Annotated in this window: 16 protein-coding genes, 6 tRNA genes and 3 rRNA genes; 22 read left to right on the forward strand and 3 right to left on the reverse strand. The window is 56.5% G+C overall.

The features are described 5' to 3' along the window. Positions 1–3: 3 nt before the first annotated feature. Positions 4–429 carry a protoporphyrinogen oxidase HemJ gene (gene hemJ, locus IM733_RS21535; protein WP_248918412.1) on the reverse strand — a complete coding sequence of 142 codons (426 nt, stop codon included), beginning with the start codon at positions 427–429 and terminating at the stop codon, positions 4–6. A gap of 140 nt (positions 430–569) precedes the next feature. Between hemJ and argC the strand changes: the two genes are divergently transcribed. After that, complete coding sequence (argC, locus tag IM733_RS21540) at positions 570–1,604, forward strand: N-acetyl-gamma-glutamyl-phosphate reductase (protein WP_248918413.1); 1,035 nt, start codon at positions 570–572, stop codon at positions 1,602–1,604. A gap of 145 nt (positions 1,605–1,749) precedes the next feature. Continuing rightward, positions 1,750–2,100 (forward strand): iron-sulfur cluster insertion protein ErpA, encoded by a 351-nt coding sequence (gene erpA / locus IM733_RS21545; protein ID WP_011531872.1) that lies wholly within the window; start codon positions 1,750–1,752, stop codon positions 2,098–2,100. Between the two features lie 61 nt (positions 2,101–2,161). On the opposite strand, the gene IM733_RS21550 is transcribed toward erpA, so the two are convergent. Both IM733_RS21550 and IM733_RS21555 read right to left on the reverse strand, forming a co-directional pair. Continuing rightward, positions 2,162–3,253 (reverse strand): anhydro-N-acetylmuramic acid kinase, encoded by a 1,092-nt coding sequence (locus IM733_RS21550; RefSeq protein ID WP_248918414.1) that lies wholly within the window; start codon positions 3,251–3,253, stop codon positions 2,162–2,164. A 4-nt stretch (positions 3,254–3,257) separates the two neighbouring features. Beyond that, positions 3,258–4,673 carry a peptidoglycan DD-metalloendopeptidase family protein gene (locus tag IM733_RS21555; RefSeq protein WP_248918415.1) on the reverse strand — a complete coding sequence of 472 codons (1,416 nt, stop codon included), beginning with the start codon at positions 4,671–4,673 and terminating at the stop codon, positions 3,258–3,260. Positions 4,674–4,885: 212 nt separating this feature from the next. Here IM733_RS21555 and tyrS point away from each other — a divergent pair, with 212 nt between their 5' ends. The 20 genes from tyrS (at position 4,886) to rplL (ending at position 19,514) form a co-directional block, all read left to right on the forward strand. Continuing rightward, positions 4,886–6,085, forward strand: a complete 1,200-nt coding sequence (tyrS, locus tag IM733_RS21560) for a tyrosine--tRNA ligase (protein WP_248921219.1) — start codon at positions 4,886–4,888, stop codon at positions 6,083–6,085. Between the two features lie 725 nt (positions 6,086–6,810). Then, positions 6,811–8,347 (forward strand): 16S ribosomal RNA (locus IM733_RS21565). Positions 8,348–8,424: 77 nt separating this feature from the next. Further along, positions 8,425–8,501, forward strand: a tRNA-Ile gene (locus IM733_RS21570). A gap of 6 nt (positions 8,502–8,507) precedes the next feature. Then, positions 8,508–8,583, forward strand: a tRNA-Ala gene (locus tag IM733_RS21575). A 242-nt stretch (positions 8,584–8,825) separates the two neighbouring features. Then, positions 8,826–11,718 (forward strand): 23S ribosomal RNA (locus IM733_RS21580). Between the two features lie 133 nt (positions 11,719–11,851). Then, positions 11,852–11,967 (forward strand): 5S ribosomal RNA (gene rrf, locus IM733_RS21585). Together the 16S, 23S and 5S rRNA genes with 2 tRNA genes alongside form the textbook arrangement of a ribosomal RNA operon. Positions 11,968–12,192: 225 nt before the next feature. Next, on the forward strand, positions 12,193–13,152 hold the full coding sequence (birA, locus tag IM733_RS21590) for a bifunctional biotin--[acetyl-CoA-carboxylase] ligase/biotin operon repressor BirA (protein ID WP_248918416.1): 960 nt from the start codon (positions 12,193–12,195) through the stop codon (positions 13,150–13,152). Continuing rightward, positions 13,142–13,891, forward strand: coding sequence for a pantothenate kinase (locus tag IM733_RS21595; RefSeq protein ID WP_248918417.1), 750 nt, complete (start codon positions 13,142–13,144; stop codon positions 13,889–13,891). The genes birA and IM733_RS21595 overlap by 11 nt, the downstream gene beginning before the upstream one ends. A gap of 7 nt (positions 13,892–13,898) precedes the next feature. Beyond that, positions 13,899–14,324: a hypothetical protein gene (locus tag IM733_RS21600; protein WP_248918418.1), complete on the forward strand. Its 426-nt coding sequence runs from the start codon at positions 13,899–13,901 to the stop codon at positions 14,322–14,324. Positions 14,325–14,476: 152 nt separating this feature from the next. After that, a tRNA-Tyr gene (locus IM733_RS21605) sits at positions 14,477–14,560 on the forward strand. 24 nt (positions 14,561–14,584) lie between these two features. Further along, positions 14,585–14,658: transfer RNA gene (locus IM733_RS21610), tRNA-Gly, on the forward strand. A gap of 28 nt (positions 14,659–14,686) precedes the next feature. Then, a tRNA-Thr gene (locus IM733_RS21615) sits at positions 14,687–14,762 on the forward strand. Between the two features lie 79 nt (positions 14,763–14,841). Continuing rightward, positions 14,842–16,035 (forward strand): elongation factor Tu, encoded by a 1,194-nt coding sequence (gene tuf / locus IM733_RS21620; protein WP_010951775.1) that lies wholly within the window; start codon positions 14,842–14,844, stop codon positions 16,033–16,035. A 54-nt stretch (positions 16,036–16,089) separates the two neighbouring features. After that, positions 16,090–16,165 (forward strand) — tRNA-Trp (locus IM733_RS21625). A gap of 44 nt (positions 16,166–16,209) precedes the next feature. Then, entirely contained in the window at positions 16,210–16,578 is a 369-nt protein-coding gene (gene secE / locus IM733_RS21630; RefSeq protein ID WP_011531879.1) for a preprotein translocase subunit SecE, read from the forward strand. Positions 16,579–16,587: 9 nt separating this feature from the next. Further along, a complete protein-coding gene (gene nusG / locus IM733_RS21635; protein WP_011531880.1) occupies positions 16,588–17,121 on the forward strand; it encodes a transcription termination/antitermination protein NusG in 534 nt (177 codons plus the stop codon). A 119-nt stretch (positions 17,122–17,240) separates the two neighbouring features. Next, positions 17,241–17,672: a 50S ribosomal protein L11 gene (gene rplK, locus IM733_RS21640; protein ID WP_248918419.1), complete on the forward strand. Its 432-nt coding sequence runs from the start codon at positions 17,241–17,243 to the stop codon at positions 17,670–17,672. After that, complete coding sequence (gene rplA / locus IM733_RS21645) at positions 17,672–18,367, forward strand: 50S ribosomal protein L1 (RefSeq protein WP_011531882.1); 696 nt, start codon at positions 17,672–17,674, stop codon at positions 18,365–18,367. The genes rplK and rplA overlap by 1 nt, the downstream gene beginning before the upstream one ends. 199 nt (positions 18,368–18,566) lie before the next feature. Beyond that, on the forward strand, positions 18,567–19,067 hold the full coding sequence (gene rplJ, locus IM733_RS21650) for a 50S ribosomal protein L10 (RefSeq protein ID WP_003257082.1): 501 nt from the start codon (positions 18,567–18,569) through the stop codon (positions 19,065–19,067). Positions 19,068–19,145: 78 nt separating this feature from the next. Further along, entirely contained in the window at positions 19,146–19,514 is a 369-nt protein-coding gene (gene rplL, locus IM733_RS21655) for a 50S ribosomal protein L7/L12 (RefSeq protein WP_011531883.1), read from the forward strand. Positions 19,515–19,594: the final 80 nt, after the last annotated feature.

Consider the following 19,594-nt stretch of genomic DNA (forward strand, 5'->3'; position numbering starts at 1 on the left):
CCGTCAGAACGGTTTGACCACCACGAGAATTACGATACCCAGCAAGATGAGGACGGGCACTTCGTTGAACCAGCGATAGTAGATATGGCTGCGGGTGTTGCTGCCCGTGGCGAAGCGCTTGCGCTGGGCGCCGCACATGTGATGGTAGACGGTGAGCAGGGCCACCAGGGTCAGCTTGGCGTGCAGCCAGCCCTGGCTCAGCCAGCCTGGGTTCAGATACAGCATCCAGCCGCCGAACACGTAGGTGGCGATCATCGCCGGGTTCATGATGCCCCGGTACAGCTTGCGCTCCATGGTGACGAAGCGATCCAGGCTGACGGCGTCCTGGCTCTGGGCGTGGTACACGAACAGGCGTGGCAGGTAGAACAGGCCGGCGAACCAGCAGACCACGCTGACGATATGCAGCGCCTTGATCCATAGATAGAGCATGGGGAGTTCCTTCAGGTTTTCACGGTCGTCAGATAGTAGAGTCCCAGCGCCCGAAGGGACATCCCAAGAGTTGTTACAGGCCTTTCACGCCCCTATTATCGTGCGCTTTCCAGTCGGTTCGTTGATAAGGGGCAAGCGTTATGATCAAGGTCGGTATCGTTGGCGGCACGGGTTACACCGGTGTCGAACTGCTTCGTCTGCTGGCGCAGCACCCACAGGCCGAAGTGGCGGTGATCACTTCGCGTTCCGAGGCGGGCGTCGCGGTTGCTGACATGTACCCGAACCTGCGCGGCCATTACGACGGGCTGACCTTCAGCGTGCCTGACAGCAAGACCCTCGGCGCCTGCGACGTGGTGTTCTTCGCCACCCCGCACGGGGTCGCCCACGCCCTGGCCGGTGAATTGCTGGCGGCGGGGACCAAGGTCATCGACCTCTCCGCCGACTTCCGCCTGCAGGACGCCGCTGAATGGGGCAAGTGGTACGGCCAGCCACACGGCGCGCCCGAACTGCTCAAGGATGCGGTCTATGGTCTGCCCGAAGTGAACCGCGAGAAGATCCGTCAGGCCCGCCTGATCGCTGTGCCCGGCTGTTACCCGACTGCCACCCAACTGGGCTTCCTGCCGTTGCTGGAAGCTGGCCTGGCCGACCCATTGCGCCTGATCGCCGATTGCAAGTCGGGTGTGAGCGGTGCCGGCCGTGGCGCTGCGGTGGGTTCGTTGTTCTGCGAGGCGGGCGAAAGCATGAAGGCCTATGCAGTCAAAGGCCATCGCCACCTGCCGGAAATCAGCCAGGGCCTGCGCCTGGCTGCGGGCAAGGACATCGGCCTGACGTTCGTGCCGCACCTGACCCCGATGATCCGCGGCATTCACGCCACCCTGTACGCCGCGGTCGCCGACACCTCCGTGGACCTGCAGGCGCTTTTCGAGAAGCGATATGCCAACGAACCGTTCGTCGACGTGATGCCGGCCGGCAGCCATCCGGAAACCCGTAGCGTGCGCGGCGCCAACGTCTGCCGCATCGCCGTGCATCGGCCGCAGGGTGGAGATCTCGTGGTGGTGTTGTCGGTGATCGACAACCTGGTCAAGGGCGCTTCCGGGCAGGCAGTACAGAACCTGAACATCCTGTTCGGCCTGGATGAGCGCATGGGGCTGTCCCACGCTGGCCTGTTGCCGTAAGCAGTCTCCGTGCATCAAGGCCCGCCCTGCGCGGGCCTTTTTCATGGGCGCGACTAAAGCCGCACAATTCTTGACCGATTTTCTCGGAGAAGCGGATAATGCGCGACATCGAGTTTTATGGCGGCACTGCGCCGGGAGAATCAACATGAGCGTCGAATCCTTCACCCCCACGGCTTTGGAGTTCACCCCAGGGGCTGCGCACAAGGTGAAGACTCTGGTCAGCGAAGAGGGCAATGACCGTCTGAAGCTGCGGGTATTCGTGACCGGCGGTGGTTGCTCGGGTTTCCAGTATGGCTTCACCTTCGATGAGGATGTGGCCGAGGACGACACCATCGTCGAGCGCGAAGGCGTTGCGCTGGTGGTCGATCCGATGAGTTTCCAATACCTCGCGGGTGCCGAAGTGGATTACCAGGAAGGCCTGGAAGGTTCGCGCTTCGTGATCAAGAACCCGAATGCCACCACTACCTGTGGTTGTGGTTCGTCGTTCTCGATCTGATTGCCGTGCTGCAATAGAAAACGCCGCGCAATAGCGCGGCGTTTTGCATTCTGCATGGTGGCTATGCCGGATAGATGGCGCCGAGGATGCGCAAGCCTTTGGCGGCGGTCACACTGGGGCGGTTGGCGGGGATGCCCTCCAGGCAGCAGTGGGCTAGCCAGGCGAAGGCCATGGCTTCTACCCAGTCAGGGTCCACGCCATGCGCCGCAGTGCTGGCAACCTGCGCCGCGGGCATCAATGCTGCCAGGCGGGCCATCAGCGTTCCATTGCGTGCGCCCCCGCCACACACCAGCAACGACTCGGTAGCGTCCTGGGCCTGGCGCAGCGAATCGATGATGCTGGTGGCGGTCAGCTCTAGCAGAGTGGCCTGAACATCTTCATCTCGGTACGCAGGCAAGCGCGCAAGATGTGTATCCAGCCAGGGCAGGTTGAACACTTCGCGGCCAGTACTCTTCGGGCCGCTCCCGGCAAAGAACGGATCACTCAGCAGCGCTTCAAGCAGGTCAGGCTGGACTGCGCCACCGGCTGCCCAGTTGCCATTGGCATCAAAGGCCAGGCCCTGCTTGCGTTCGATCCAGGCGTCCAGCAGTACGTTGCCAGGCCCGCAGTCGAAGCCATGCACCGGCTTGTCCTGATCGATCAGGCTCAGATTGCTGAAGCCCCCTATATTCAAGATCGCCACCCGTTGGCCAAGATGCCCGAACAAGGCCTCATGGAATGCGGGTACCAGTGGCGCACCCTGGCCGCCGGCAGCCACGTCACGGCGGCGAAAATCACCCACCACACAGATGCCGGTCAGTTCGCCGAGCAATGCCGGGTTACCGATCTGCACGGTAAAACCGCGAGCGGGTTCATGGCGGATGGTTTGCCCGTGGCTGCCGATGGCGCGGATAGCGTCAGGCTTCAGGCCTTGAGTGGCCAGCAGGTGGTTGATGCCGTGGGCGGCGAGGCTGGCCCAGCGATTCTCCGCCAGGGCTGCACGCGTAATCTCGTCCGGTCCGCTGGCGCAAAGGCCGAGCAAATCCTGGCGGAGATCGGCGGGCATGGGGATGTAATGGGTGGCGAGCAGCTTTGGCTGCTCGTGTTGTTCGATCAGGGCAATGTCCAGGCCATCGAGGCTGGTCCCGGACATTACCCCCAGGTAGAGCGCCATGCCGTCAGCGCTTGTTGGCGGCAAGCAGGGTGGCCTTTTCCTGATCCATGCGGGCGATCAAGGGTTGGCTCTGCTGGTTGAAACGCGCGCGCTCGGCCTTGGCGATCGGGTCAGCCATCGGCACCTTCTGGCTCAACGGGTCGACGTGCACGCCATTGACCTGGAACTCGTAGTGCAGGTGCGGGCCGGTCGACAGGCCGGTGGTGCCGATATAGCCGATGATCTGGCCCTGTTTCACGCTCCCGCCCGTCTTGATGCCCTTGGCAAAGCCCTGCATATGACCGTAGAGGGTCTTGTAGGAGTTGCCGTGGGCAATGATCACGGTGTTGCCGTAGCCACCGCGACGGCCAGCCAGTTCGATGCGGCCATCGCCAGCGGCTTTGATCGGTGTGCCGCGAGGGGCAGCGTAATCCACACCCTTGTGGGCGCGGATCTTGTTCAGGATCGGGTGCTTGCGGCCAGCGGAGAAGCGCGAGCTGATGCGGGCGAAGTCCACTGGTGTGCGGATGAACGCCTTGCGCAGGCTATTGCCGTCGGCGGTGTAGTAGTTGGTGTTGCCCTGCTTGTTGGTGTAGCGCACGGCGGTGTAGGTCTTGCCGCGGTTGGTGAAGCGGGCGGAGAGGATGCTGCCGGTGCCGACCACCTTGCCATCCATTATCTTCTGCTCGTAGACCACGTCGAATTCGTCGCCTGGGCGAATGTCCTGGGCGAAGTCGATGTCGTAGCCAAGGATCTTGGCCATGTCCATGGTCATGCTGTGGGACAGGCCAGCACGCTGCGCCGAGGCTGACAGCGAACTCTTGATCACTCCATGCGCGTAGGCGGTGCGTACCACCGGTTTGCTGATCTCGCGGTCAAAAGTGAAGCCCTTGTCGGTGCGGGTCAGGCGAATGGTCTCAAGATTACTGACCTTGCTGTGCAGGCTGGTCAGTTGGCCATCCTTGTCCAGTTCGAACTGCAGCACCTGGCCATGCTTGAGTTGGCTGAACTGCTTGGCCTGCTTGTTACTGGCGAGGATGTCGTGGACTGCATTGGCGGGTAGACCGACCTTGTTGAACAGGGTGGAAAGCGTATCGCCACGGGAGACGACCACTTCACGATGGCCCGGAGCTTTCTCTTCCTGCTTGGCGACAGGAGCGGGTTCGGTCTTGGTCTGGGCGGTATCCGCCTCGTCACTTTCGATCTGGGCAAAAGGGGAATCGGTGTTCTGCTCGGCCTGCACCAGAGGCGCGGCCCGGGACTCGTCCTTCAGCTGCTCGGCCGGGCTTTCCAGCTCCAGGCTGAGGGTGGTTTTCTTGGCTTCGACTTCGCTGGAAGGGAAGACCAGCAGCGCCAGGCTGAGCAGGGCAGCAATGCCGCTGGCGGCCAACAGATGGCTTTTCGGATAAAGCGGGGGCGCTTTAGGCGTTTCGTTGGTCATAGGTGAAGTGACTTTGAAAAAATGAAGTGGAAAAGATGAATGACATGATGAAGATGAAATAACTGTATAAAATATAACCAAATCCGTTCTCGCGCAAGGGCGCGTAGACGCCATCGCGCGTCGTTCGGGTCACATTTCATTGCGAAACTTGTAATTGATGGCCGATCTTGTATGGTTGGCTCCCCTTGAATCTGAGCCTTGCGGGTCTGTCTATGAAGTCGGTTGAAGAGCAGCTGGCGCTTATCAAGCGCGGTGCGGAAGAGGTACTGGTCGAGTCGGAATTGGTGGAGAAGCTCAAGCGCGGCCAACCGCTGCGCATCAAGGCGGGCTTCGATCCAACCGCGCCCGACCTGCACCTGGGTCACACCGTGCTGATCAACAAGCTGCGCCAGTTCCAGGAGCTTGGCCATCAGGTCATTTTCCTGATCGGCGACTTCACCGGCATGATTGGTGATCCGAGCGGGAAGAGTGCCACGCGCCCGCCGCTGACCCGCGAGCAGGTACTGGAGAACGCCGAGACGTACAAGCAGCAGGTGTTCAAGATTCTTGATCCCGCGAAGACCGAGGTGGCGTTCAACTCCACCTGGATGGATCAGCTCACGCCTGCCGACTTTATTCGCCTGGCTTCCCAGTACACGGTCGCACGCATGCTCGAGCGCGATGACTTCGACAAGCGCTACACCAGCAATCAGCCGATCGCGATTCATGAGTTTCTCTATCCGCTGGTGCAGGGGTATGACTCCGTGGCACTGAGGGCCGATGTGGAGCTGGGAGGTACCGATCAGAAGTTTAACCTGCTGATGGGGCGTGAGTTGCAGCGCGCCTACGGGCAGGAAGCACAGAACATTGTCACCATGCCGTTGCTCGAAGGGCTGGATGGTGTGAAGAAGATGTCCAAGTCACTGGGCAATTATGTTGGTATCCAAGAAGCGCCTGGGGTGATGTACAGCAAGCTTGTGTCGATCCCGGATACTTTGATGTGGCGTTACTTTGAGCTCCTGAGCTTCCGTTCCATGGAAGAGATCGATCAATTCCGTGCGGATGTCGAGAAGGGCGCTAATCCGCGGGATATCAAGATCAAGCTGGCTGAAGAGATCGTTGCTCGCTTCCATGGTGAAGAAGCTGCTGCCAATGCTCACCGTGCGGCGGGTAACCGCATGAGAGATGGCGAGTTGCCGGAAGATCTGCCGGAGATCGAAGTCGCTGCGGCGGAAGACTTGCCGATCGCGGCTGTGTTGAACCGTGCGGGGCTGGTGAAAAACTCGGCTCAGGCGCGGGACTTATTGAGTGGTGGTGCCGTCAAGGTTGATGGCGCGGTGGTCGAGCGTGACTTCATGTTTGTGCTTGGTGCGACTCATGTGTGCCAGGCGGGCAAGAAGTCCTTTGCGCGAGTTACGTTGAAGGCGCAGTGAGGCTTGGTTCTTTCTATATAGAGGGAGCGGAAGCGGGGAGGTCAGTAGGCCTCCCTGTTTTGTTTTTGGGGTTGGCTCTTTCTTCTACATGGGCGTCGGGGTCGCTAGGCGCTTGTCTTGAGACCGTTTTGGCCCCGATAGGTGCCTGTCTTGGGTTTCTCTGGCGCTATCTTCAGGGCGCAGCAAGGCTCATGGCGGGCCCCTGGAGGGCGCGGAACGACCTTTTCGCTAATTATTTGAAAATATTGAAATTAAAGGTTGACGGGGTTTCAGATCCCCTTATAATGCGCCCCACTTCCAGCGACAACGGAACGCGGAACTCCTTGAGAATCAACGAGTTAAGCGAATTTGAAGTGGCTGGAAGGGCTTCGGTTTCACATCGAAAGCGGTGAAAAGGTGGTTGACAGCAGGTTGTAACGCTGTATGATTCGCCTCCCGCTACGAGAGATCGCAGCGAGTCAAGTGTTTGAAGTTAAACGAAAAACTTCGAAAATAACGCTTGACACGAAATGAGGCTAGCGTAGAATGCGCGCCTCGGTTGAGCTGAAAAGCGCTTAACCAATCGCTCTTTAACAAATTGAATCAAGCAATTCGTGTGGGTGCTTGTGAGTACGGACTGATAGTCACCAAGATTATCAGCATCACAAGTGGCCATGCGAGAAATCACATAGTCATTTGAGATTGCTGAGCCAAGTTTAGGGTTTATTAAAAACCCAAGCAGTATTGAACTGAAGAGTTTGATCATGGCTCAGATTGAACGCTGGCGGCAGGCCTAACACATGCAAGTCGAGCGGATGACGGGAGCTTGCTCCTTGATTCAGCGGCGGACGGGTGAGTAATGCCTAGGAATCTGCCTGGTAGTGGGGGACAACGTTTCGAAAGGAACGCTAATACCGCATACGTCCTACGGGAGAAAGCAGGGGACCTTCGGGCCTTGCGCTATCAGATGAGCCTAGGTCGGATTAGCTAGTTGGTGGGGTAATGGCTCACCAAGGCGACGATCCGTAACTGGTCTGAGAGGATGATCAGTCACACTGGAACTGAGACACGGTCCAGACTCCTACGGGAGGCAGCAGTGGGGAATATTGGACAATGGGCGAAAGCCTGATCCAGCCATGCCGCGTGTGTGAAGAAGGTCTTCGGATTGTAAAGCACTTTAAGTTGGGAGGAAGGGCAGTAAGTTAATACCTTGCTGTTTTGACGTTACCGACAGAATAAGCACCGGCTAACTCTGTGCCAGCAGCCGCGGTAATACAGAGGGTGCAAGCGTTAATCGGAATTACTGGGCGTAAAGCGCGCGTAGGTGGTTCGTTAAGTTGGATGTGAAAGCCCCGGGCTCAACCTGGGAACTGCATCCAAAACTGGCGAGCTAGAGTATGGTAGAGGGTGGTGGAATTTCCTGTGTAGCGGTGAAATGCGTAGATATAGGAAGGAACACCAGTGGCGAAGGCGACCACCTGGACTGATACTGACACTGAGGTGCGAAAGCGTGGGGAGCAAACAGGATTAGATACCCTGGTAGTCCACGCCGTAAACGATGTCAACTAGCCGTTGGAATCCTTGAGATTTTAGTGGCGCAGCTAACGCATTAAGTTGACCGCCTGGGGAGTACGGCCGCAAGGTTAAAACTCAAATGAATTGACGGGGGCCCGCACAAGCGGTGGAGCATGTGGTTTAATTCGAAGCAACGCGAAGAACCTTACCAGGCCTTGACATGCAGAGAACTTTCCAGAGATGGATTGGTGCCTTCGGGAACTCTGACACAGGTGCTGCATGGCTGTCGTCAGCTCGTGTCGTGAGATGTTGGGTTAAGTCCCGTAACGAGCGCAACCCTTGTCCTTAGTTACCAGCACGTTATGGTGGGCACTCTAAGGAGACTGCCGGTGACAAACCGGAGGAAGGTGGGGATGACGTCAAGTCATCATGGCCCTTACGGCCTGGGCTACACACGTGCTACAATGGTCGGTACAGAGGGTTGCCAAGCCGCGAGGTGGAGCTAATCTCACAAAACCGATCGTAGTCCGGATCGCAGTCTGCAACTCGACTGCGTGAAGTCGGAATCGCTAGTAATCGCAAATCAGAATGTTGCGGTGAATACGTTCCCGGGCCTTGTACACACCGCCCGTCACACCATGGGAGTGGGTTGCACCAGAAGTAGCTAGTCTAACCTTCGGGGGGACGGTTACCACGGTGTGATTCATGACTGGGGTGAAGTCGTAACAAGGTAGCCGTAGGGGAACCTGCGGCTGGATCACCTCCTTAATCGACGACATCAGCCTACTGATGAGCTCCCACACGAATTGCTTGATTCAGATGTAAAGACGATCAAGACCCTATATAGGTCTGTAGCTCAGTTGGTTAGAGCGCACCCCTGATAAGGGTGAGGTCGGCAGTTCAAATCTGCCCAGACCTACCAATATGCGGGGCCATAGCTCAGCTGGGAGAGCGCCTGCCTTGCACGCAGGAGGTCAGCGGTTCGATCCCGCTTGGCTCCACCACTTTCTGTTGTGTCTAGTTGATCAGAACTTAGAAATGAGCATTCGTTGATGAATGCTGATTTCTGACTTTTGTCAGATCGTTCTTTAAAAATTCGGATATGTGATAGAAATAGACTGAACACCCGTTTCACTGCGGGTGGATCAGGCTAAGGTAAAATTTGTGAGTTCTGCTCGAAAGAGCGACGTGCGAATTTTCGGCGAATGTCGTCTTCACAGTATAACCAGATTGCTTGGGGTTATATGGTCAAGTGAAGAAGCGCATACGGTGGATGCCTTGGCAGTCAGAGGCGATGAAAGACGTGGTAGCCTGCGATAAGCTTTGGGGAGTCGGCAAACAGACTGTGATCCAGAGATCTCTGAATGGGGGAACCCACTCAGCATAAGCTGAGTATCTTGTACTGAATACATAGGTGCAAGAGGCGAACCAGGGGAACTGAAACATCTAAGTACCCTGAGGAAAAGAAATCAACCGAGATTCCCTTAGTAGTGGCGAGCGAACGGGGACCAGCCCTTAAGCTGGTTTGAGATTAGTGGAACGCTCTGGAAAGTGCGGCCATAGTGGGTGATAGCCCCGTACACGAAAATCTCTTGCCAGTGAAATCGAGTAGGACGGAGCACGAGAAACTTTGTCTGAACATGGGGGGACCATCCTCCAAGGCTAAATACTACTGACTGACCGATAGTGAACCAGTACCGTGAGGGAAAGGCGAAAAGAACCCCGGAGAGGGGAGTGAAATAGAACCTGAAACCGTATGCGTACAAGCAGTGGGAGCCTACTTTGTTAGGTGACTGCGTACCTTTTGTATAATGGGTCAGCGACTTATATTCAGTGGCGAGCTTAACCGAATAGGGGAGGCGTAGCGAAAGCGAGTCTTAATAGGGCGCTTTAGTCGCTGGGTATAGACCCGAAACCGGGCGATCTATCCATGGGCAGGTTGAAGGTTAGGTAACACTGACTGGAGGACCGAACCGACTACCGTTGAAAAGTTAGCGGATGACCTGTGGATCGGAGTGAAAGGCTAATCAAGCTCGGAGATAGCTGGTTCTCCTCGAAAGCTATTTAGGTAGCGCCTCATGTATCACTGTAGGGGGTAGAGCACTGTTTCGGCTAGGGGGTCATCCCGACTTACCAAACCGATGCAAACTCCGAATACCTACAAGTGCCGAGCATGGGAGACACACGGCGGGTGCTAACGTCCGTCGTGAAAAGGGAAACAACCCAGACCGTCAGCTAAGGTCCCAAAGTCATGGTTAAGTGGGAAACGATGTGGGAAGGCTTAGACAGCTAGGAGGTTGGCTTAGAAGCAGCCACCCTTTAAAGAAAGCGTAATAGCTCACTAGTCGAGTCGGCCTGCGCGGAAGATGTAACGGGGCTCAAACCATGCACCGAAGCTACGGGTATCACCTTTGGTGATGCGGTAGAGGAGCGTTCTGTAAGCCTGTGAAGGTGAGTTGAGAAGCTTGCTGGAGGTATCAGAAGTGCGAATGCTGACATGAGTAACGACAATGCGAGTGAAAAACTCGCACGCCGAAAGACCAAGGTTTCCTGCGCAACGTTAATCGACGCAGGGTTAGTCGGTCCCTAAGGCGAGGCTGAAAAGCGTAGTCGATGGAAAACAGGTTAATATTCCTGTACTTCCAGTTATTGCGATGGAGGGACGGAGAAGGCTAGGCCAGCTTGGCGTTGGTTGTCCAAGTTTAAGGTGGTAGGCTGAAATCTTAGGCAAATCCGGGATTTCAAGGCCGAGAGCTGATGACGAGTGCTCATTAGAGCGCGAAGTGGTTGATGCCATGCTTCCAAGAAAAGCTCCTAAGCTTCAGATAACTGGGAACCGTACCCCAAACCGACACAGGTGGTTAGGTAGAGAATACCAAGGCGCTTGAGAGAACTCGGGTGAAGGAACTAGGCAAAATGGCACCGTAACTTCGGGAGAAGGTGCGCCGGTGAGGGTGAAGCACTTGCTGCGTAAGCCCACGCCGGTCGAAGATACCAGGCCGCTGCGACTGTTTATTAAAAACACAGCACTCTGCAAACACGAAAGTGGACGTATAGGGTGTGACGCCTGCCCGGTGCCGGAAGGTTAATTGATGGGGTTAGCGCAAGCGAAGCTCTTGATCGAAGCCCCGGTAAACGGCGGCCGTAACTATAACGGTCCTAAGGTAGCGAAATTCCTTGTCGGGTAAGTTCCGACCTGCACGAATGGCGTAACGATGGCGGCGCTGTCTCCACCCGAGACTCAGTGAAATTGAAATCGCTGTGAAGATGCAGTGTATCCGCGGCTAGACGGAAAGACCCCGTGAACCTTTACTATAGCTTTGCACTGGACTTTGAGCTTGCTTGTGTAGGATAGGTGGGAGGCTTTGAAGTGGGGACGCCAGTTCTCATGGAGCCATCCTTGAAATACCACCCTGGCAACCTTGAGGTTCTAACTCAGGTCCGTTATCCGGATCGAGGACAGTGTATGGTGGGTAGTTTGACTGGGGCGGTCTCCTCCCAAAGAGTAACGGAGGAGTACGAAGGTGCGCTCAGACCGGTCGGAAATCGGTCGTAGAGTATAAAGGCAAAAGCGCGCTTGACTGCGAGACAAACACGTCGAGCAGGTACGAAAGTAGGTCTTAGTGATCCGGTGGTTCTGTATGGAAGGGCCATCGCTCAACGGATAAAAGGTACTCCGGGGATAACAGGCTGATACCGCCCAAGAGTTCATATCGACGGCGGTGTTTGGCACCTCGATGTCGGCTCATCACATCCTGGGGCTGAAGCCGGTCCCAAGGGTATGGCTGTTCGCCATTTAAAGTGGTACGCGAGCTGGGTTTAGAACGTCGTGAGACAGTTCGGTCCCTATCTGCCGTGGACGTTTGAGATTTGAGAGGGGCTGCTCCTAGTACGAGAGGACCGGAGTGGACGAACCTCTGGTGTTCCGGTTGTCACGCCAGTGGCATTGCCGGGTAGCTATGTTCGGAAGAGATAACCGCTGAAAGCATCTAAGCGGGAAACTTGCCTCAAGATGAGATCTCACTGGAGCCTTGAGCTCCCTGAAGGGCCGTCGAAGACTACGACGTTGATAGGTTGGGTGTGTAAGCGCTGTGAGGCGTTGAGCTAACCAATACTAATTGCCCGTGAGGCTTGACCATATAACACCCAAGCAATTTGCTCATGCGAATTGCGGTGGTGAAGACGAAACGAACCGAAAGTTCGCGACGAACCACAAGATCACATATCCGAATTGGCTGGAGTATCCATCTGGATCTTCTGGCAACAGAATTTCTTGACGACCATAGAGCATTGGAACCACCTGATCCCATCCCGAACTCAGCAGTGAAACGATGCATCGCCGATGGTAGTGTGGGGTTTCCCCATGTGAGAGTAGGTCATCGTCAAGATTCATTTCGCAAAACCCCTATCTGCGCGAGCAGGTAGGGGTTTTGTCTTTGCGCGATCGAAACGCAGCCCCCTGTAGGCGCCGGCATGCCGGCGAACACCGGCACCGCCGCGCGCCCTTCGCCGGCAACGCCGGCTCCTACGGGGGTAACCCGATGGGCCCCTTTTCCTATGCAAGCCTACTACCCATAGCTATCATGCCAGCCTTATTTAAAATCGAGACTGGCATGCTGAAGTTGTTGAATCTTCTCAAGGATGGCCGGTTCCATTCTGGCGAGGCTCTGGGGGCTGCCCTCGGAGTGAGTCGCAGCGCCGTGTGGAAGCAGCTGCAGCACCTCGAGGGCGATCTGAACCTGACCGTACACAAGGTTCGTGGGCGTGGCTATCAACTGGCTTCTCCGCTGAACTTGCTGGAAGAACAGGCAATTGCTGGCTTTTCGCAAGGAGAACAGTGGCCGCTGTTCATACATAGGGATATCGACTCGACCAATGCAGAAGGGTTGCGGCTTGTCGCTGCCGGGCAAAGCGCTCCGTTCGTGGTGCTGGCGGAGCGTCAGCGCGCCGGGCGCGGGCGCCGTGGTCGGCAATGGGTCAGTCCATTCGCAGAAAACCTCTATTACAGCGTGGTGCTGCGCGTCGAAGGTGGTATGCGTCAGCTGGAAGGGTTGAGTCTGGTCGTGGGGTTGGCCGTCATGCGTACTCTGCAGGCCTTTGGGCTTCAGGACGTGGGGCTCAAGTGGCCCAATGATGTGTTGGCCAGCGGTAAGAAAATCACTGGCATTCTGCTCGAGCTGGTGGGTGATCCCGCAGATGTCTGCCATGTCGTGCTGGGTATCGGTATCAATGTGAACATGCAGAGCAATGACCAGGTCGATCAGGCCTGGGCCTCGATGCGGACGCAGATGGGCAAGGTAATCGATCGTAACCACCTGGTCGCTTTGCTCTCCCAGCAGTTGCAGCATGAGCTGGCTCGTCATCGTCGGTATGGTTTTGCGGTATTCCAGGAGGAGTGGGAGCAGGCGCACTTATGGCAGGGGCGGAAAGTTTCGCTCGTGGCGGGCAATACCCGGATCGACGGGGTGGTGCTCGGAGTGGACGGCCAGGGCGGGTTGCGTCTTGATGTAGATGGTGTGGAAAAGAGCTACAGCGGTGGTGAGCTCAGCCTGAGGTTGCGTGATGATTCTTGAGCTCGACTGTGGAAACAGCTTTATAAAGTGGCGTGTCATCCATGTTGCGGATGCCACGATTGCCGGAGGCGGCGTCGTCGACTCCGATCAGGCGCTATTGGCAGCGGTTGCTGCGTTACCGGCGTTACATCTTGCCGGTTGCCGAATGGTCAGTGTGCGCAGTGAGGAGGAGACATCTTCCTTGTGCACATTGCTCCAGGGGGCTTTCGCAATAGAGGTGTGCGTGGCACAGCCGGTAAAGGAAATGGCCGGCGTACGCAACGGCTATGAGGATTACCAGCGCTTGGGTATGGACCGCTGGCTCGGTGCTTTGGGGGCCTATCACCTGGCGAAAGGTGCTTGCCTGGTAATCGATTTCGGAACTGCGGCCAAGGCCGACTTCATTGCTGCTGATGGTGAGCACTTGGGGGGATACATCTGCCCTGGCATGCCATTGATGCGCAGCCAGTTGCGTACTCATACCCGCCGCATTCGCTATGACGATGCTTCCGCCGAGCGTGCGCTGAACAGCCTCGAGCCAGGCCGCTCGACGGTCGAGGCGGTAGAGCGCGGTTGTGTATTGATGCTCCAGGGCTTTGCTCGTACGCAGGTGGAGCAAGCAGGTGCGCTTCTGGGGGAAGGCTTTACAGTTTTCCTTACTGGAGGTGATGCGCCCCTGGTGCGCGAGGCTGTGCCCCAGGCGCGAATTGTCCCGGACCTGGTATTTGTCGGCTTGGCCATCGCCTGCCCGTTGAGTTGAGGTGACTATGCGCTGGTTGTTTCTGCTGTTGGTCGTGTTGAACGTCTTTTATTACGTCTGGCATCAGCAGGAAGCTCCTTTGAAGGCCAAGGAGGTCGCCCCACTGTCTTTGTACAAGGGTTCCCAGCAGGAGATACGCCTGCTGCGTGAGACTGGTGCCGCGACGCCGGCTCGGCGTCGCGATGAGTGCCTGGTAGTGGGGGGGATGCCTGCTCGTGAGCAACTGGATATGCTGCGCCAGCGCCTGTTGAGCCTGGATATTTCCGCGCAGCCGCTTGCTGGGCAGCTGCCTGGTGCGGAAGGTTTCTGGCTCAAAGTCGCACCGGAGAGCGAGCGTTTGCTGGATCAAGCGGTACTGGCGGCTCTTTCCAAGGATTTCAAAGACTTAAAACACAAAATTATTTTGTGCGAGGGTATTGCAACTGCTGATTAGCTTGATAGAATGGCGCCCGCTTCACAGGGAACACCACTGAGGTGGTAGAGCTGGAAGCGGTGTCAAAGTAGCTAAGTTTCAGATTTGATTGAAAAAATCTGAAAAAAAGCTTGACACTGAGGCGGCGGGCAAATAGAATGCCGGCCACATCTGGAGGGATTCCCGAGCGGTCAAAGGGGACGGACTGTAAATCCGTTGCGAGAGCTTCGAAGGTTCGAATCCTTCTCCCTCCACCAGTTTTAGCGAGAGCCGCAAGCTCCGCGGGTATAGTTTAGTGGTAGAACCTCAGCCTTCCAAGCTGATGATGCGGGTTCGATTCCCGCTACCCGCTCCAAGTTTGCTGTTGTTGCGCAAGGTGTTTCGCTCTTGTAGCTCAGTTGGTAGAGCACACCCTTGGTAAGGGTGAGGTCAGCGGTTCAAGTCCGCTCAAGAGCTCCATATAAACAAGGCAGATATGAAAATATCTGCCTTTGTTTTATCAGCGGTATATCTATTTCTTCTGCGGAGGATTGTATCGATGGCTAAGGAAAAGTTTGATCGTTCCCTACCTCACGTTAACGTCGGCACCATCGGCCACGTTGATCACGGTAAGACCACTCTGACTGCAGCGCTGACTCGCGTCTGCTCCGAAGTTTTCGGTTCGGCCGTCGTTGAGTTCGACAAGATCGACTCGGCTCCAGAAGAAAAAGCGCGCGGTATCACCATCAACACCGCTCACGTCGAGTACAACTCGAACATTCGTCACTACGCTCACGTTGACTGCCCAGGTCACGCTGACTACGTGAAGAACATGATCACCGGTGCTGCCCAGATGGACGGCGCGATCCTGGTTTGCTCGGCCGCCGATGGTCCGATGCCACAAACCCGTGAGCACATCCTGCTGTCCCGTCAGGTTGGCGTTCCGTACATCGTGGTCTTCCTGAACAAGGCTGACCTGGTAGACGACGCTGAGCTGCTGGAGCTGGTCGAGATGGAAGTTCGCGACCTGCTGTCCACCTACGACTTCCCAGGCGACGACACTCCGATCATCATCGGTTCGGCTCGTATGGCCCTGGAAGGCAAAGACGACAACGAAATGGGCACTACCGCTGTCAAGAAGCTGGTAGAAACTCTGGATGCCTACATCCCTGAGCCAGTTCGTGCCATCGACCAGCCGTTCCTGATGCCGATCGAAGACGTATTCTCGATCTCGGGTCGTGGTACCGTTGTTACCGGTCGTATCGAGCGTGGTATCGTCCGCGTTCAAGACCCGCTGGAAATCGTTGGTCTGCGTGACACCACCACCACCACCTGCACCGGCGTTGAGATGTTCCGCAAGCTGCTGGACGAAGGTCGTGCTGGCGAGAACTGCGGCGTCCTGCTGCGTGGTACCAAGCGTGACGACGTTGAGCGTGGCCAGGTTCTGGTCAAGCCAGGTTCGGTCAAGCCGCACACCAAGTTCACCGCAGAAGTCTACGTCCTGTCGAAGGAAGAAGGCGGCCGTCACACTCCGTTCTTCAAAGGCTACCGTCCTCAGTTCTACTTCCGTACCACTGACGTGACCGGTAACTGCGAACTGCCGGAAGGCGTTGAGATGGTAATGCCAGGTGACAACATTCAGATGACTGTCACCCTGATCAAGACCATCGCAATGGAAGACGGTCTGCGCTTCGCCATCCGTGAAGGCGGTCGTACCGTCGGCGCCGGCGTCGTAGCAAAAATTATTGAATAAGTAGTTGATTTAAATGATCAGGCCGGTATAATTGCCGGCCTGATACAGCGTTATAGGTCAGTAGCTCAATTGGCAGAGCGACGGTCTCCAAAACCGTAGGTTGGGGGTTCGATTCCCTCCTGACCTGCCATTCACCTCGGTGTGATTGGCTTTCTTCTCACAGGATCCTCCTCGATGACTCCCAAAACTGAAGCCCAAGAATCGCGTTTTGATCTGTTCAAGTGGCTGGCTGTTGTTGCATTGGTAGTCGTAGGTGTTGTGGGTAATCAGTATTACTCCGCCTCCCCGATCCTGTATCGCGTGCTCGTTCTGCTCGCTTTGGCTGCAGTCGCTGGCTTCGTTGCCTTGCAGACCGCCAAAGGCAAGTCGTTCTTTGCGCTGGCGAAGGAAGCTCGTACCGAGATCCGTAAAGTCGTGTGGCCAACTCGCCAAGAAACCACTCAGACCACGCTGATTGTCGTGGCTGTAGTCCTGGTTATGGCGCTGCTGCTGTGGGGGCTCGACTCCCTGCTCGGCTGGTTGGTCTCCTTGATCGTTGGCTAAGGGTGTCTCGTGGCTAAGCGTTGGTATGTTGTTCATGCTTACTCGGGTTACGAGAAGCATGTCATGCGCTCCCTGATCGAGCGTGTCAAGCTGGCTGGCATGGAAGACGAATTCGGCGAGATCCTGGTCCCGACCGAAGAAGTTGTCGAAATGCGCAACGGCCAGAAGCGCAAGAGCGAGCGAAAATTCTTCCCTGGCTATGTATTGGTCCAGATGGAAATGAATGAAGGGACTTGGCACCTTGTCAAGGATACTCCTCGGGTCATGGGTTTCATTGGTGGTACCGCAGACAAGCCTGCGCCGATCACCGATAAAGAGGCAGAGGCCATCCTGCGTCGCGTAGCCGACGGCAGTGACAAGCCGAAGCCGAAGACACTGTTCGAGCCGGGTGAAGTGGTTCGCGTCATTGACGGTCCGTTCGCCGACTTTAACGGTAGTGTCGAAGAGGTTAACTACGAAAAGAGTCGCCTGCAGGTTGCGGTGCTCATTTTCGGTCGCTCTACTCCGGTGGAGCTCGAGTTCAGCCAGGTCGAGAAGGTCTAGCGGAACGCAGCATCCCATACCCCGCAGCCCTATGTGCTGCGGGGTTTTGTCGTCACTGGGATAAAACGCAAGTCATCCGGGGAGCCATCTGGCGTTCGTACCCGATTTTGGAGTAGCTCATGGCTAAGAAGATTCAGGCTTACATCAAGCTGCAAGTAAAGGCCGGCCAGGCCAACCCAAGCCCACCCGTTGGTCCAGCACTGGGTCAACACGGTGTGAACATCATGGAATTCTGCAAGGCCTTCAACGCCCGTACTCAGGGTCAAGAGCCAGGTCTGCCGACTCCAGTGATCATCACTGTCTACAGTGACCGTAGCTTCACCTTCGAAACCAAGAGCACCCCTGCTTCGGTTCTGCTGAAGAAAGCTGCTGGTCTGACCAGCGGTTCGGCTCGCCCGAACACCGTCAAGGTCGGTACTGTTACCCGTGCTCAGCTGGAAGATATCGCCAAGACTAAGCAGGCTGACCTGACCGCCGCTGACCTGGACGCAGCTGTACGCACCATCGCTGGCTCTGCCCGCAGCATGGGCCTGAACGTGGAGGGTGTGTAATGGCTAAGCTGACCAAGCGTCAAAAGGCAATCGCCGAAAAAATCGAAGCAGGCAAGGCCTACAACTTCGAAGAAGCTGCAACCCTGCTGGCTTCGCTGCCGACTGCCAAGTTCGTAGAGTCCTACGACATCGCCGTTAACCTCGGTGTTGACCCGCGTAAATCCGACCAGGTCGTTCGTAGCGCTACCGTGCTGCCACACGGCACTGGCAAGACCGTACGTGTTGCCGTCTTCACCCAGGGTCCAGCTGCTGAAGCCGCTCTGGCTGCCGGCGCTGACCGTGTAGGCATGGACGATCTGGCTGCCGAAATGAAAGGCGGCGACCTGAACTATGACGTCGTCATCGCATCGCCTGATGCAATGCGCGTTGTAGGTCAGCTGGGTCAGGTTCTCGGTCCTCGCGGCCTGATGCCTAACCCGAAAGTCGGTACCGTTACTCCAGACGTAGCCACTGCCGTGAAAAACGCCAAGGCCGGTCAGGTTCGCTACCGTACCGACAAGAACGGTATCATCCACACCTCCGTTGGCAAGGTTGGCTTCGAAGCTGGCAAGCTGAAGGAAAACGTTGAAGCCCTGATCGCTGATCTGAAGCGTATCAAGCCAGCTTCCTCGAAAGGTATCTACGTCAAGCGCGTTACCCTGAGCACCACCATGGGCCCAGGTCTGATCATCGATCAGAGCTCGCTGAACGTGTAATGCTCGGCCGGTGCGACCTAGTCGCACCGGCTGCTGAAAATTGGGGTCCCTGCCTGGCGGGGGCTATCCAAGACCGTAGGCGGCGCAAGCCTTAAACCTCAAGCCTACGCAGATGGTGCTCCCGATTCGTTCGCGAATCAGACACCAAAACGACATCCGGCTCCGGCCAGATGAAACGGTAGAAACCAGGAGTAAACCCGTGGCAATTAAACTCGAAGACAAGAAGGCCATCGTCGCTGAAGTCAACGAGGCTGCCAAAGTCGCTCTGTCCGCTGTCGTGGCTGATGCCCGTGGTGTGACTGTAGGCGCAATGACCGGACTCCGTAAAGAGGCCCGCGAAGCTGGCGTATACGTACGTGTCGTACGTAACACCCTGCTCAAGCGCGCTGTTGAAGGCACCGAATTCTCGATCCTCAACGACGCGTTCAAAGGCCCGACCCTGATTGCTTTCTCCAACGAACACCCGGGCGCCGCTGCTCGTCTGTTCAAAGAGTTCGCCAAGGGTCAGGACAAGTTCGAGATCAAGGCAGCTGCGTTTGACGGCAAGTTCCTTGCCGCTAACCAGATCGACGTGCTGGCAACCCTGCCAACTCGCGACGAGGCTATCGCACAGCTGATGAGCGTAATCCAAGGTGCAACCAGCAAGCTGGCTCGCACTCTGGCAGCTCTGCGCGACCAGAAAGAAGCTGCTGCTGCCTAAGGCACGCGCAACCCTTTCAAAATCATATGTTTAATTTGATGGCTGCGTAGGCTGTCACCCCAATACAGGATTTAAGTCATGTCTCTGACTAACGAGCAAATCATCGAAGCAATCGGCCAGAAAACCGTTCTGGAAATTGTTGAGCTGATCAAAGCGATGGAAGAAACCTTCGGCGTTACCGCTGCTGCCGCTGTTGCCGCTGGCCCAGCTGTTGCCGCTGCTGCTGCTGAAGAGCAAACCGAGTTCAACGTCGTTCTGACCGAAGCTGGCGACAAGAAGGTCAACGTGATCAAGGCAGTTCGTGAACTGACTGGTCTGGGCCTGAAAGAAGCCAAAGAGAAAGTCGACGGCGCTCCTCAGGTTATCGCTGAAGGCGTTTCGAAAGAAGCCGCTGAAGACGCGAAGAAGAAGCTGGAAGAAGCAGGCGCTAAAGTCGAGCTGAAGTAATTTCGACTTTGCGACTCCAGTCCGAGCGTTAAGCGAAGGGCTGATGGCTGGTGGCTTATGCCACCGGCCTTTTTCCGTTA

Origin of the sequence: Pseudomonas entomophila (assembly GCF_023277925.1) — a bacterium.
GTDB classification, from domain to species: Bacteria; Pseudomonadota; Gammaproteobacteria; order Pseudomonadales; family Pseudomonadaceae; genus Aquipseudomonas; species Aquipseudomonas entomophila_D.

Bases quoted from the DNA above. Each gene is read 5' to 3' on its own strand.
- tyrS (WP_248921219.1), top strand. From the start codon at position 4,886: ATGAAGTCGGTTGAAGAGCAGCTGGCGCTTATCAAGCGCGGTGCGGAA.
- rplK (WP_248918419.1), top strand. From the start codon at position 17,241: ATGGCTAAGAAGATTCAGGCTTACATCAAGCTGCAAGTAAAGGCCGGC.
- hemJ (WP_248918412.1), bottom strand. From the start codon at position 429: ATGCTCTATCTATGGATCAAGGCGCTGCATATCGTCAGCGTGGTCTGC.
- rplL (WP_011531883.1), top strand. From the start codon at position 19,146: ATGTCTCTGACTAACGAGCAAATCATCGAAGCAATCGGCCAGAAAACC.
- argC (WP_248918413.1), top strand. From the start codon at position 570: ATGATCAAGGTCGGTATCGTTGGCGGCACGGGTTACACCGGTGTCGAA.
- IM733_RS21550 (WP_248918414.1), bottom strand. From the start codon at position 3,253: ATGGCGCTCTACCTGGGGGTAATGTCCGGGACCAGCCTCGATGGCCTG.
- IM733_RS21595 (WP_248918417.1), top strand. From the start codon at position 13,142: ATGATTCTTGAGCTCGACTGTGGAAACAGCTTTATAAAGTGGCGTGTC.
- tuf (WP_010951775.1), top strand. From the start codon at position 14,842: ATGGCTAAGGAAAAGTTTGATCGTTCCCTACCTCACGTTAACGTCGGC.
- IM733_RS21555 (WP_248918415.1), bottom strand. From the start codon at position 4,673: ATGACCAACGAAACGCCTAAAGCGCCCCCGCTTTATCCGAAAAGCCAT.
- IM733_RS21600 (WP_248918418.1), top strand. From the start codon at position 13,899: ATGCGCTGGTTGTTTCTGCTGTTGGTCGTGTTGAACGTCTTTTATTAC.
- rplA (WP_011531882.1), top strand. From the start codon at position 17,672: ATGGCTAAGCTGACCAAGCGTCAAAAGGCAATCGCCGAAAAAATCGAA.
- birA (WP_248918416.1), top strand. From the start codon at position 12,193: ATGCTGAAGTTGTTGAATCTTCTCAAGGATGGCCGGTTCCATTCTGGC.
- secE (WP_011531879.1), top strand. From the start codon at position 16,210: ATGACTCCCAAAACTGAAGCCCAAGAATCGCGTTTTGATCTGTTCAAG.
- erpA (WP_011531872.1), top strand. From the start codon at position 1,750: ATGAGCGTCGAATCCTTCACCCCCACGGCTTTGGAGTTCACCCCAGGG.